Genomic DNA, 14566 nt, shown 5'->3' on the forward strand with positions numbered 1-14566 from the left:
TCAAACCCGCGACGTGGCGGGATCACCGCCGAAGCGCCCGGCCAGCCACACAGGGATGATGGCCAGCACGGTCAGGGCCGCGGCGACCACATTGATGACCGGAGCCTGATTCGGCCGGAACAAGTTGGCGAAGATCCAGATCGGCAGGGTTTGTACCGTCGGGCCCGCAGTGAACGTGGTGACGACGATCTCGTCGAACGACAGCGCGAAAGCCAGGATCGCCCCGGCCAGTAGCGCCCCGCGCATCAACGGGAAGGTGACGAGCCGGAACGTCTGCCAGTCCGAGGCACCGAGGTCCGCGGACGCGTCTTCGAGATTGGTGCCCATCTGGCGCAGCCTGGCCTGAACGTTGTTGAACACGATGACGATACAGAACGTGGCGTGGCCGATGATGACCGTCGCCAGCCCGAGCGTCATCGCCAAGGTCGAGGTGAACGTCGCGTTCAACGCGATGCCTGTGACGATGCCGGGCAGCGTGATCGGCAGTACCACAAGGAAACTCACGGTGTTGCGGCCGAAGAAGCGGTACCGCTGGACCGCGAAGGCCACCATGGTGCCGAGCACCAGCGCGATGACCGTCGCGGCCAGGCCCACCACCACGGAGTTGGCGAGCGCCTGCCACATGCCCGTGCTGTGTGCGGTGGCCGACCACCAGGCCAACGTGAAACCGGTGGGAGGAAACGCGAACGTGCGTGAGGAGTTGAACGCGTTGAGCACCACCAGAACCAGTGGGGTGTAGAGGAACACCATGACTGCGACGGTCCAGATGCGAAGCCCGCGTCGCCCTCCGCTGGAAAACATCACACGTTCTCCAGCGCGCCCGTGCGCCGCATCGCCAGCAGGTAGGCGACGATCGCGATCAGCGGGATGGCCGACAGCGCCGCCGCCAGCGGCTGGTTGTTGGCGGTGACGAGTTGCCCGTAGATGATGTTGCCGAGCATCTGGGTCTTGCCGCCGACGATGGTCACCGCGATGTAGTCGCCCAGCGACAGCGAGAAGGTGAAGATGGAACCTGCCGCGATGCCGGGGAACACCAAGGGCGCCAATATCAGTCGCATCGTGGTCAGATCGGAGGAGCCGAGATCGGAGCTGGCGTCGATGAGGGAGTCCGGGACGCGTTCGAACGCCGCGTAGACCGGCATCACCATGTACGGCAACCACAGGTAGGTCAATGTGATGACCGTGGCCACCAACCCGTAGCCCGGGGTGAAACCCGTCGCCCACGACAACGGGCCTGCCGGCGACAGCAGCATGCGCCAGGCGTAGGCCTTCACCAGATAGCTCGCCCACAGCGGCGTGGTCACGGCGACCACAAGGGCCAGCCGCACTGCGCGGGAAGCGACCTTGGCCATGTAGAGCGCCAGCGGAACGGCAAGCACCGCACACAGAACCGTGACCGTTGCGGCCACGGCCAGGGTCCGCAACGTCGCGATGCGGAACACCTCGTCGGTCAGCACCCGCACGATGTTGTCGCCGGTAAAGGTGCGAACTACTGCGCCGGTGAACTCGTCGGTGCTCCAGAACGCCGAAACCAGAAGGACGGCAAGCGAACCCAGGTAGGCCACCACCAGCCAGGTGAGCGGCGGCGCCAGCAGGAACGCCAGCCGCACCCGCCGGGTCAGCCCTTGATCTGCTGCCACTTGTCGACCCACTGGCTGTAGGCCGTGCAGTTGTTGCCGCTGCCGTCGACGCACTGGGTCTGCGGTGTGGTCCAGTAGTGAATCTGTGCGGCGTAGTCGGCGTCGGTGGCGTGGTAGACGTCGCAGAAATCCTTCTGGGTGGTGTGCTCGCAGGCCTTGGTCTGCGCAGGCGCTTCACCGAAGTACTCCGCCACCTGGGCGTTGACCTCCGGCGAGGTGATCCAGTTCATCCACTTGTACATGCAGTTGGGGTGGGCGGCTTTCGACGAGATCATCCAGGTGTCCGACCAGCCCGTGGACCCTTCCTTGGGCAGCACGGTGTTGACCTGAACCTTGTTGTCACCGCCGATGGTGTTGGCGATCACCTGCCAGGTGGTGCCGATGACCGTGGTGCCGGATTCGAAGGCCTGTACTTCCTTGGTGTAGTCCGACCAGTATTCGCCGATGTTCTCGTGCTGGGCCTTGAGCAGATCCGTTGCGGCGTCGAGCTGTTCGGAGGTCAACGAGTACGGGTCCTTGATGCCCAGCTCCGGTTTCGTCTTGGACAGGTACAGCGCGGCGTCGGCGATGTAGATCGGATTGTCGTAGGCGGTCACCTTGCCCTTGTACTTGCCCGAGTCGGTGAACACCGCAGCCCAGGAGTTCGGGGCGTCGCGCACGGCATCGATGTTGTACATCAACAGGTTTGCGCCCCAGCCGTGCGGGATCCCGTACATCTGATTGTTCACGGAGTTCCACGGCTTGTCCTTGAGGAACGGGGAGATCGTCGCGTAGTTGGGCACCAGGTCGGTGTTCACCGGCGACACGTCACCGGCGTAGATGAGCCGCAGCGTGGCGTCTCCGGACGCCGAGACGCCGTCGTACTGGCCGCTGCGCATCAGCTGCACCATCTCGTCGGAGGTGTTGCCGATCTTGACGTTGACCTGGCAGCCAGTCTGCTGCTGGAACGGCGTGACCCAGTCGACTTTCTTGTCGTTGGAGCCGTTTTCGGCGTAGCCAGCCCACGCGATGAGGTTCAGCTGCCCCTCGCCGTTGCCGACCGAACTCAGCGGTTCGAGCTTCGGTGGCGCGGTTCCGGTGGTTCCCGGGGTCTTGGACCCCGAGCACGCGGCGATCAGTGTCACGCACGCGGCGATCGCCAATCCCGCGCGCAGAGCTCGGATTCTGTGAGTTCTCATCGTCGGCTCCTTGATCTCGTGACTCAACCGTCGAGGTGGTGGACTGCGGATTCCGGCCAGGTCAGGGTGATGGCCGAACCGTGCGCCAGATCGCTGGGCAGGCCGGCGCTGGCCGTGAGGACGTTGGCCGCCAACGAGACTCCGGTGGCCGTTCGTGCCGCGACGCGGGTCAGGGGACCGGCATAGATGATCTCGGTCACCGTGGCATCGACCGCTCGGTACCCCTGTGCCGCGGCTGTGTTGTTGTGCTGCACCGAGATTCGTTCGGGCCGCACCGCGAGCGTCCCGGACCTGCCGAACACGGTCTCGGCGTCGGCGCCCTCGAGGACGTTTGAGGTGCCGACGAAATCGGCGACGAACCGGTTGACAGGCCGCTCGTAGACCTCGCGCGCGGCGCCCACCTGTTCGATGCGGCCGGCGTTGAACACCGCGAGCCTGTCGCAGAGTGTGAGGGCCTCGTCCTGATCGTGGGTGACGATGACGAAGGTGATGCCGACTTCGCGCTGGATCGCCTTCAGCTCGACCTGCATCTGTTCACGCAGCTTGAGATCCAGCGCACCGAGCGGCTCGTCGAGCAGCAACACGCGCGGCCGGCCGACCAGGGCCCGGGCCAGCGCCACCCGCTGGCGCTGACCGCCGGACAACTGGGCGGGTCTGCGCGGCGCCTGGTCGGTGAGCCGCACCATGTCCAGCGCGTCGGCAGTGCGCCTGCGCCGTTCGGCCTTGGGTACGCCCTTGACCCGCAGGCCGTATTCGACGTTCTGGGCGACGGTCAGGTGGGGGAACAGGGCGTATTCCTGGAAAACGGTGTTGACGTCGCGCTTTCGCGCGGGCACCGATGTGACGTCGACGCCGCCGAGCCGGATGCTGCCCGCGGTGGGTTCCTCGAACCCCGCGATCATCCTCAGCACGGTGGACTTACCCGAACCGGACGGGCCGAGGATCGCGAACAGTTCTCCGTCGGCGATGGACAGGTCGGCCGACTCGACGGCGACCACGGGGTGCCGGGCATCGCCGAACACCTTGCGCACGCTGACGAGTTCGATGCGCGGGTCGGTGCCGGAGGGGGCGCCGGGGGTGTCGGGCGGTGAGCTGATCATCCCCGAGGACATGGTGGGTCATCGTAGGGATTCGTCGGTCGCGGCGGGGCGCCATTGCCGATTTCGTGCCGCCGAGCCCGTGTCACGACGGATTCAGTGCGCTCAGGACGGGTGTGAATATTGATAGCTATGTGGCCAGTGGCGTTGATGTGAGTATTGGGACAGCTGTCGTAATCTGAGATGCGTGTCGATGTCCCGGCGCGAGCTGCTCAGATGCGCCGCCGCTGCACCCGCGCTGCTCGGGCTGGGGGAGCTGGCTGCCGCGCCACCTGCTGCCGCCGCGCCGTTGGGTGTCCTGCTCGACTACGCCGCCGGCGTCATCAAGGCTTCCGACATCCGATCGGCAGGCGCGCTCGGTGCCATCCGCTACGTGTCCGATCGCCGCCCCGGCGGGGCCTGGATGCTCGGCAAGCCGATCCAGCTGCCCGAGGCCCGGGACCTCTATCAGAGTGGTCTGAAGATCGTGTCCTGCTATCAGTACGGCAAGCAGGACAGCGCCGACTGGTTGGGCGGACAGGCCGCGGGCGTGCAGCATGCCAAGCGCGGTTGGGAGCTGCACGTTGCTGCGGGTGGTTCCTACGGCGCGCCGATCTACGCGTCCATCGACGACGATCCGACACCGCAGCAGTACAAACAGCAGGTCGCGCCGTATCTGCGGGGCTGGGAATCGGTGGTCGGGCACCAGCGCACCGGGGTGTACGCCAACTCCAAGACCATCGAGTGGGCGTTGCAGGATGGCCTCGGCTCGTACTTCTGGCAGCACAACTGGGGATCGCCGGGAGGCGTCGCGCATCCGGCGGCGCATCTGCATCAGGTCGAGATCGACACGCGCAACGTCGGGGGAGTTGGTGTCGACATCAACAACATTCTCAAGCCGCAGTACGGCCAGTGGGACTAAACATTACTGACTGGTAAGGTTTTCCAGCAAACTTTTTATCCTCAGCCGTACGCTGCGCTTGACAGTTTTGGTGCCATTGTCGACTGGCAATGTGCTGCTCGACGGCGTTTCGCGGGTCCCAAAATTTAGATAACGATTTGGTAACAATACTGCTTTGATCTGCACTGTTGGCCCTACTCGGCCGTAACCACCTGCCAGCAGGATGTTTGTACCGAATACGTTCTGTCACTGTCGAACGCGGTGTTACGTTGCCGACGGTTACCCGCGCGTAGAACTCGCCAGTAACCGATCCGCGGAGGAAATGCCCGCTGGTTCTTATGACAGTCTTAGTACGGCAGGGATGCACGCCCACCGTCCGGGTCCGAACCGGAGGGGAGGCCATCCTTGGCCGGATTCGACGCTGAATCGCCGATGGCCTGACGCCCGGGGGCACCCTCTGGGACCCCGACAGACATGGCAGGCATACGGCCACCCGCACGCGACAACACCCCAGCAGCACCGAGGAGAGCGCCAGTGACGATCTACGAACACGACCGAGTGTCCGCCGACCGGAACGACGAGTCTGGATCCGAAGGACGTGCGGCCGACTCCGCTCAGGCACTCGTCGACCGCCTCAACGCTGGCGAGCCCTACGCGGTCGCCTTCGGTGGCCAGGGCAGCGCCTGGCTGGAGACTCTTGAAGAACTGGTGTCCGCTGCCGGTATCGAGGCCGAGTTGGCGACCCTCGCCGGTGAGGCCGAGCTGCTGCTCGAGCCCATCGCCGCCGAACTGGTCGTGGTCCGCCCCATCGGCTTCGAGCCGTTGCAGTGGGTCCGCGCGCTGGCTTCCGAGGAGCCGGTGCCGTCGACCAAGCAGCTGACGTCGGCCGCGGTATCCGTGCCGGGCGTCCTGCTGACCCAGATGGCCGCCATCCGGGCCCTGGCCCGTCAGGGTATGGACCTGACCGCCACGCCGCCTGTGGCGGTTGTGGGGCACTCCCAGGGCGTGCTGGCTGTCGAGGCCCTCAAGGCCGCCGGCGCCAAAGACGTCGAACTGCTGGCGCTGGCCCAGCTGATCGGTGCCGCGGGCACGCTCGTGGCGCGTCGGCGCGGCATCACCGTGCTGGGTGACCGTCCGCCGATGGTCTCGGTCACCAATGCCGAGCCCGAGCGCATCTACGAACTGCTCGAAGAGTTCTCTCAGGACGTCCGCACCGTGCTGCCGCCGGTGCTCTCCATCCGCAACGGTCGTCGTTCGGTCGTCATCACCGGCACGCCCGAGCAGCTCTCGCGGTTCGAGCTGTACTGCAGCCAGATCGCCGAGAAGGAAGAAGCCGAGCGCAAGAGCAAACTCCGCGGCGGCGCGGTCTTCGCCCCGGTCTTCGATCCGGTACAGGTCGAGGTCGGCTTCCACACCCCGCGCCTGTCCGACGGCATCGAGATCGTCGGTCGCTGGGCCGAGGCCGTCGGCCTCGACGTCACGCTCGCCAAGCAGATGACCGAGGCGATCCTGGTCGACCAGGTGGACTGGGTCGACGAGATCACCGAGGTGCATGAGGCAGGAGCCCGCTGGATCCTCGACCTGGGCCCCGGCGACATCCTCACCCGCCTCACCGCCCCCGTCATCCGCGGCCTCGGAGTGGGCATCGTGCCTGCCGCCACCCGCGGTGGCCAGCGCAACCTGTTCACCATCGGCGCGGTGCCCGAGGTGGCCCGCCCGTGGTCGAGCTACACCCCGACCCTGGTGTCGCTGCCCGACGGCTCGGTCAAGCTCGAGACCAAGTTCACCCGGCTCACCGGGCGCTCGCCGATCCTGCTCGCCGGTATGACCCCGACGACCGTCGACGCCAAGATCGTCGCGGCCGCCGCCAACGCGGGCCACTGGGCCGAGCTGGCCGGTGGTGGTCAGGTGACCGAAGGCATCTTCAACGACCGCATGACCGAGCTCACCACGCTGCTGGAGCCCGGCCGGGCGATCCAGTTCAACACCCTGTTCCTCGACCCCTACCTGTGGAAGCTCCAGGTCGGCGGCAAGCGCCTGGTGCAGAAGGCCCGGCAGTCCGGCGCCCCGATCGACGGCGTGGTCGTCAGCGCGGGCATCCCCGATCTGGAAGAGGCCGTCGAGCTGATCGACGAGCTCAACGACGCAGGCATCAGCCACGTGGTGTTCAAGCCCGGCACCGTCGAGCAAATCCGCTCGGTGATCCGCATCGCCGCCGAGGCCCCCACCAAGCCGGTGATCGTGCACATCGAGGGCGGCCGCGCCGGTGGCCACCACTCGTGGGAGGACCTCGACGACCTCCTGCTGACCACCTACTCCGAGCTGCGCAGCCGGTCCAACATCACGATCTGCGTCGGCGGCGGCATCGGCACGCCTGAGCAGGCCGCCAACTACCTGTCCGGCCGGTGGTCGGCCGGCCACGGCTACCCGCTGATGCCGGTCGACGGCATCCTCGTCGGCACCGCCGCGATGGCCGCCCTGGAGGCCACCACCAGCCCGCAGGTCAAGGAGCTGCTGGTCGCCACGCAGGGCACCGACCAATGGGTGGGTGCCGGAAAGGCCCAGGGCGGCATGGCCTCCGGGCGCAGCCAGCTCGGTGCCGACATCCACGAGATCGACAACACCGCGTCGCGGTGCGGCCGGCTGCTCGACGAGGTCGCCGGTGACGCCGACGCCGTCGCGGCCCGTCGCGACGAGATCATCGCGGCCATGGCCGACACCGCCAAGCCGTACTTCGGCGATGTCGCCGAGATGACCTACCTGCAGTGGCTGCGCCGCTACGTGGAGCTCGCGATCGGTGACGGCAACAGCACCGCCGACACCAAGCGCGAGCACTCGCCGTGGCTCGACATCACCTGGCGGGACCGCTTCGAGCAGATGCTCAAGCGTGCCGAGGCCCGTTTGCACGCACAGGATTTCGGTCCGATCGACACATTGTTCGACAACGAGGAGCTGCTGGAGGATCCGAAGGGTGCGCTGGCCGCGCTCGTCGGCGCCTACCCGGATGCCGCTTCGGTGCAGCTGCACCCGGCCGACGTCCCGTTCTTCACCGAGCTGTGCAAGACACTGGGCAAGCCGGTCAACTTCGTGCCGGTCATCGACAAGGACGTGCGCCGCTGGTGGCGCAGCGACTCGCTGTGGCAGGCGCATGACGCCCGCTACGCGGCCGATCAGGTCTGCGTCATCCCCGGCACGGCCGCCGTCGCCGGCATCACCCGCGTCGACGAGCCCGTCGGCGAACTGCTCGACCGCTTCGAGCAGGCCGCCGTCGACGAGGCGCTGACCGCCGGCGCCCAGCCGGTGCCGGTGCTGTCCCGCCGCGCCCGTCGGGCCGGCGTCAGCGGCCCGCTGGCCGTGCTGCTCGACGCCCCCGACGTGCTGTGGGCCGGGCGCACCGCCACCAACCCGGTGCACCGCATCGCCCCGCCCGCCGACTGGCAGGTCAACGAAAACCGTTCGGCGACAAACGCTTCGACCGGGGCCCGGCTCGAGGTCATCGACGATACGCACGTCGTGCTCTCGGTGCCGCTTTCGGGTACCTGGATCGAGATCAAGTTCAGCCTGACCGACGCCGTGCGCAGCGGCGGCGCCCCGATCGTGTCGGTCGAGGACGCCTCGACCGCGATGCGGGCGGTGCTGGCCATCGCTGCCGGCGTCAGTGGCCCCGACGCGCTGCCGCCGGTGGTCGACTCGACCGCCACCGTGACGGTCACCTGGGATCCCGAGACAGTCGCCGACCACACCGGTGTGACCGCGACCTTCGGCGCCCCGCTGGCCCCGACCCTGACCGTGGTGCCCGACGCGCTGGTCGGCCGCTGCTGGCCCGCGGTGTTCGCCGCCATCGGATCGGCCGTCACCGAAGACGGATTCCCGGTCGTCGAGGGGCTGCTGAGCCTGGTGCATCTGGACCACGCCGCGCAGCTGCTCGCCCCGCTGCCGACCGAGAACGCCGAATTGACCGTCTCCGCAACGGCTTCGGCTGCCTACGACACCGAGGTCGGCCGGGTTGTCCCGGTTTCGGTCACGGTGAAGTCCGCCGACGGAACAGTTCTCGCCACGCTCGAGGAGCGCTTCGCCATCCGCGGTCGCACCGGCGATGCCGAGCTGTCCGACCCGATCAAGGCCGGCGGCGCCATCTCCGACAACGCCACCGACACCCCGCGTCGTCGTCGCCGCGACATCACCATCGGCGCACCGGTCGACATGCGGCCGTTCGCCGTGGTCTCCGGTGACCACAACCCGATCCACACCGATCGGGCCGCCGCGCTGCTCGCCGGGCTGGAATCGCCCATCGTGCACGGCATGTGGCTCTCGGCCGCGGCTCAGCACGTGGCCACCGCCACCGACGGCAAGCCGGCTCCGCCGGCCAAGCTGGTCGGCTGGACCGCCCGCTTCCTGGGCATGGTCAAGCCAGGCGACCAGGTCGACTTCCGCGTCGACCGAGTCGGAATCGACGTCGGCGCAGAGGTTCTCGAAGTTCAGGCGCGCATCGGCTCCGATCTGGTGATGTCGGCGACGGCACGGCTGGCTGCACCCAAGACCGTCTACGCGTTCCCCGGCCAGGGCATTCAGCACAAGGGCATGGGCATGGAGGTCCGAGCCCGGTCCAAGGCAGCCCGCAAGGTGTGGGACTCGGCGGACAAGTTCACCCGCCAGACCCTCGGCTTCTCGGTGCTGCACGTCGTGCGGGACAACCCGACCAGCCTGATCGCCTCCGGCGTGCACTACCACCACCCGGACGGTGTGCTGTTCCTGACGCAGTTCACCCAGGTCGCCATGGCCACGGTGGCGGCGGCTCAGGTCGCCGAGATGCGTGAGCAGGGCGCCTTCGTCGAAGGTGCGATCGCTTGCGGTCACTCCGTCGGTGAGTACACCGCGCTGGCCTGCGTGTCCGGCGTATACGAACTCGAAGCGCTGCTCGAGGTGGTGTTCGCGCGCGGCGGCAAGATGCACGACATCGTCGAGCGGGATGCGCAGGGGCGGTCGGACTACCGGCTGGCCGCGATCCGGCCGTCGCAGATCGACCTCGACGACGCTGACGTCAAGGACTTCGTCGCCGAGATCGCCGAACGCACAGGCGAATTCCTGCAGATCGTGAACTTCAACCTGCGTGGTTCGCAGTACGCGATCGCCGGTACGGTGCGCGGTCTGGAAGCGCTGGAGGAAGAGGTCGAGCGGCGTCGCGAGCTCTCCGGCGGTCGCCGGTCGTTCATCCTGGTGCCCGGCATCGACGTGCCGTTCCACTCCAGCGTGCTGCGGGTGGGCGTCGACGACTTCCGTCGCAGCCTCGAGCGCGTGATGCCGAGCGACAAGGACCCGGCGCTGATCGTCGGCAAGTACATCCCGAACCTGGTGCCCCGGCCGTTCACCCTGGACAAGGACTTCATCCAAGAGATCCGCGACCTGGTTCCGGCCGAGCCGCTCGACGAGATCCTCGCCGACTACGACACCTGGCGGAACGAGAAGCCGAAGGAGCTGTGCCGCAAGATCGTCATCGAGCTCCTGGCCTGGCAGTTCGCCAGCCCGGTGCGCTGGATCGAGACGCAGGACCTGCTGTTCATCGAGGAGGCCGCAGGCGGTCTCGGTGTCGAGCGGTTCGTCGAGATCGGTGTGAAGTCGGCCCCGACGGTCGCCGGCCTGGCCACCAACACGCTCAAGCTGCCGGAGTACTCGCACAGCACCGTCGAGGTGCTCAACAGCGAGCGTGACGCGGCCGTGCTGTTCGCCACCGACACCGATCCGGAACCCGAGCCCGAGGTGGACGATGCCCCCGCGGCTCCGGCCGCCGCATCCGCTCCTGCCGAAGCAGCCCCGGTTGCTGTGGCAGCTCCGGTCGCCGCATCCGGTGGCCCGCGTCCCGACGACATCACGTTCGACGCCGCCGACGCGACCGTGGCGCTCATCGCGCTCTCGGCCAAGATGCGCATCGACCAGATCGAGGCGCTGGACTCCATCGAGCACATCACCGACGGCGCGTCGTCGCGCCGCAACCAGCTGCTGGTCGACCTGGGCTCCGAGCTGAACCTCGGCGCCATCGACGGTGCAGCCGAAGCCGATCTGGGTGCGCTGAAGGGACAGGTGAGCAAGCTCGCCCGTACCTACAAGCCGTTCGGCCCCGTGCTCTCGGATGCCATCAACGACCAGCTGCGGACCGTCCTCGGCCCGTCCGGCAAGCGTCCGGCGTACATCACCGAGCGGGTCACCAAGACCTGGGAGCTGGGTGCCGGCTGGGCCAAGCACGTCACCGTCGAGGTCGCGCTGGGAACCCGTGAGGGCAGCAGCGTGCGTGGTGGCGATCTGGGTGGTCTGCACCCGGGTGCGCTCGCCGACGCCGCCAGTGTCGACAAGGTGATCGACGCGGCCGTGACCGCGGTCGGTGCCCGACGCGGTGTGCCGGTGTCCCTGCCGTCGGCAGGCGGTGCCGGTGGCGGCGTGGTGGATTCGGCCGCGCTCACCGAGTTCGCCGAGAAGGTCACGGGACGTGACGGCGTGCTGGCCGCGACGGCCCGCACCATCCTGGGTCAGCTCGGGCTCGACAATGCCGTCACCACCCCGGAGGCGGCCACCGACGCCGAGCTGATCGACCTGGTGACCACCGAACTCGGTTCGGATTGGCCGCGATTGGTGGCCCCGGCGTTCGACGCCAAGAAGGCCGTCGTGTTCGACGACCGCTGGGCCAGCGCCCGTGAGGACCTGGTCAAGCTGTGGCTGGCGGACGAGGGCGAGATCGACGCGGACTGGCCGCGACTGTCCGAGCGCTTCGAAGGTGCCGGGCATGTGGTTGGTACGCAGGCGAATTGGTGGCAGGGCAAGGCTCTTGCCGCGGGCCGCAACGTGCACGCGTCGCTGTTCGGTCGCATCGCGGCCGGCGCCGAGAACCCCGGTCTGGGCCGCTACCGCGACGAGATCGCGGTCGTGACCGGTGCATCGAAGGGTTCGATCGCCTCCGCGGTGGTCGGGCAGCTGCTCGACGGCGGTGCCACGGTCATCGCCACCACCTCGCGCCTGGACGACGACCGGTTGGCCTTCTACAAGAAGCTCTACCGCGACAACGCCCGCTTCGGTGCCACGCTGTGGGTCGTCCCGGCCAACATGGCGTCCTACTCCGACATCGACAAGCTGGTGGAGTGGGTCGGTAGCGATCAGGCCGAAAACCTTGGGCCGCAATCCATCCACCTCAAGGACGCGCAGACCCCGACGCTGCTGTTCCCGTTCGCCGCGCCCCGCGTGGCAGGCGATCTGTCGGAGGCCGGTTCGCGGTCCGAGATGGAGATGAAGGTGTTGCTGTGGGCCGTGCAGCGGCTCATCGGCGGGCTGTCGACGATCGGTGCCGAGCGGGACATCGCCTCGCGTCTGCACGTGGTGCTGCCGGGCTCGCCCAACCGCGGCATGTTCGGCGGTGACGGTGCCTACGGCGAGTCCAAGGCGGCACTCGACGCGCTGGTCAGCCGTTGGAGCGCCGAGACGTCGTGGGCCGAGCGGGTCACCCTGGCGCACGCGCTGATCGGCTGGACCAAGGGCACGGGCCTGATGGGTCACAACGACGCCATCGTCAGCGCTGTCGAAGAGGCAGGCGTGACCACCTACACCACTGCGGAGATGGCGGCCATGCTGCTGGACCTGTGCACGGTGGAATCCAAGGTGGCCGCGGCGAATTCGCCGATCAAGGTCGACCTGACCGGTGGCCTCGGCGACATCAAGCTCGATATGGCCGAGCTGGCCGCCAAGGCTCGCGAGGAAATGTCCTCTGCCGCATCAGATTCTGACGACGAGACGGCAGACGGCGTCATCGCCGCACTGCCGTCGCCGCCGCGCGGATACGCCCCGGCGCCCGCGCCGGTCTTCGAGGACCTCGACGTGGATCCGGCGGATCTGGTGGTCATCGTCGGTGGTGCCGAGCTCGGCCCGTACGGCTCATCGCGTACCCGCTACGAGATGGAGGTCTCCGGCGAGCTGTCGGCGGCCGGCGTCCTGGAGCTGGCGTGGACGACCGGACTGGTCAAGTGGGAGGACGATCCCAAGGCCGGCTGGTACGACACCCAAACCGGTGAGCTGGTCGACGAATCGGAGATCGTGGAGCGTTACCACGACACCGTCGTCGAGCGCTGCGGCATCCGTGAGTTCGTCGACGATGGTGCGATCGACCCCGATCACGCCTCGCCGCTGCTGGTCAGCGTCTTCCTGGACAAGGACTTCTCGTTCGTCGTGTCCAGCGAGGCCGATGCCCGGGCGTTCGTGTCCTTCGACCCCGAGCACACCGTGGCCCGGCCGGTGCCGGACTCCGGTGACTGGCAGGTGATCCGCAAGGCGGGCACCGAGATTCGGGTGCCGCGCAAGACCAAGCTGTCGCGGACCGTCGGCGCACAGATCCCCACCGGGTTCGACCCGACGGTGTGGGGCATCACCCCGGACATGGCGAGCTCCATCGACCGGGTGGCGCTGTGGAACATCGTGGCGACCGTCGACGCGTTCCTGTCGTCGGGCTTCACGCCGACCGAGCTGATGCGCTGGGTGCACCCGAGCCTGGTGGCCAGCACACAGGGCACCGGCATGGGCGGCATGACCTCGATGCAGACCATGTACCACGGCAACCTGCTGGGCCGGGCCAAGCCGAACGACATCCTGCAGGAGGTGCTGCCGAACGTTGTTGCGGCGCACGTCATGCAGTCCTACGTCGGCGGCTACGGCGCGATGGTCCACCCGGTCGGCGCCTGCGCCACCGCGGCCGTCTCGGTCGAGGAAGGCGTGGACAAGATCCGCCTCGGCAAGGCCGACCTGGTCGTGGCCGGCGGCTTCGACGATCTGACCCTGGAAGCCATCATCGGCTTCGGTGACATGGCGGCCACCGCCGACACCGAGATGATGCGGGCCAAGGGCATCAGCGACTCGAAGTTCTCCCGCGCCAACGACCGGCGCCGGCTCGGGTTCCTCGAGGCGCAGGGTGGTGGCACCATCCTGCTGGCTCGCGGTGACCTGGCCGTCAAGATGGGTCTGCCGGTGCTGGCCGTGGTCGGCTACGCGCAGAGCTTCGCCGACGGTGTGCACACCTCGATCCCGGCCCCGGGCCTGGGCGCCCTGGGTGCGGGCCGTGGCGGCAAGGACTCGGCGCTGGTCCGCTCGCTGGCCAAGCTGGGTGTGGGTGCCGACGACATCGCGGTGATCTCCAAGCACGACACCTCGACGCTGGCCAACGATCCCAACGAGACTGAACTGCACGAGCGGCTCGCCGACTCGATGGGACGCTCGGCGGGCAACCCGCTGTTCATCGTCAGCCAGAAGTCGCTGACCGGGCACGCCAAGGGCGGCGCTGCCGTGTTCCAGATGATGGGTCTGTGCCAGATCCTGCGCGACGGCGTCATCCCGCCGAACCGCAGCCTGGACTGCGTCGACGACGAGCTGGCCACCTCCGGCCACTTCGTCTGGGTGCGCGAGCCCCTGGATCTGCGCGGCAAGTTCCCGATCAAGGCCGGTCTGGTGACCAGCCTCGGGTTCGGTCACGTGTCGGGCCTGGTCGCGCTGGTTCACCCGGAGGCGTTCATCGCGTCGATCGACCCGGCCGAACGGGACAGCTACCGCAAGCGTGCCGAGCAGCGCACGCTGGCCGGTCAGCGCCGGTTGGCTTCGGCCATCGCCGGTGGGCGTCCGATGTACGAGAAGCCCGCCGACCGCCGGTTCGACCACGACGGGCCGGAGAAGCCTCAGGAAGCGGCCATGCTGCTCGATGCGGAAGCCCGGCTTGGCGATGGCGACCTGTATGTCCGCTAAGGTCGC

General features: G+C 67.9%; 6 protein-coding genes. 2 read left to right on the forward strand and 4 right to left on the reverse strand.

Annotated elements, in window-relative coordinates:
* Genes A5784_RS32435 through A5784_RS32450 form a run of 4 tightly spaced genes read right to left on the reverse strand, consistent with a single transcriptional unit; the run spans position 1 to position 3930 of the window.
* Positions 1-801 carry an ABC transporter permease gene (locus tag A5784_RS32435; RefSeq protein ID WP_064948963.1) on the reverse strand — a complete coding sequence of 267 codons (801 nt, stop codon included), beginning with the start codon at positions 799-801 and terminating at the stop codon, positions 1-3.
* A complete protein-coding gene (locus A5784_RS32440; protein ID WP_064948964.1) occupies positions 801-1640 on the reverse strand; it encodes an ABC transporter permease in 840 nt (279 codons plus the stop codon). The genes A5784_RS32435 and A5784_RS32440 overlap by 1 nt, the downstream gene beginning before the upstream one ends.
* Positions 1619-2818 carry an ABC transporter substrate-binding protein gene (locus tag A5784_RS32445; RefSeq protein WP_064948965.1) on the reverse strand — a complete coding sequence of 400 codons (1200 nt, stop codon included), beginning with the start codon at positions 2816-2818 and terminating at the stop codon, positions 1619-1621. Before A5784_RS32445 ends, A5784_RS32440 begins: the two co-directional genes overlap by 22 nt.
* Positions 2819-2841: 23 nt before the next feature.
* Positions 2842-3930 (reverse strand): ABC transporter ATP-binding protein, encoded by a 1089-nt coding sequence (locus A5784_RS32450; RefSeq protein WP_064948966.1) that lies wholly within the window; start codon positions 3928-3930, stop codon positions 2842-2844.
* Between the two features lie 172 nt (positions 3931-4102).
* On the opposite strand from A5784_RS32450, the gene A5784_RS32455 reads away from it, so the two are divergent.
* Positions 4103-4816 (forward strand): DUF1906 domain-containing protein, encoded by a 714-nt coding sequence (locus A5784_RS32455; protein WP_197514957.1) that lies wholly within the window; start codon positions 4103-4105, stop codon positions 4814-4816.
* Positions 4817-5329: 513 nt separating this feature from the next.
* A complete protein-coding gene (locus A5784_RS32460; RefSeq protein WP_064948968.1) occupies positions 5330-14560 on the forward strand; it encodes a type I polyketide synthase in 9231 nt (3076 codons plus the stop codon).
* Positions 14561-14566 lie beyond the last annotated feature (6 nt).

Origin of the sequence: Mycobacterium sp. 852013-50091_SCH5140682 (assembly GCF_001665685.1) — a bacterium.
In the GTDB taxonomy this organism is placed as follows: Bacteria; Actinomycetota; Actinomycetes; order Mycobacteriales; family Mycobacteriaceae; genus Mycobacterium.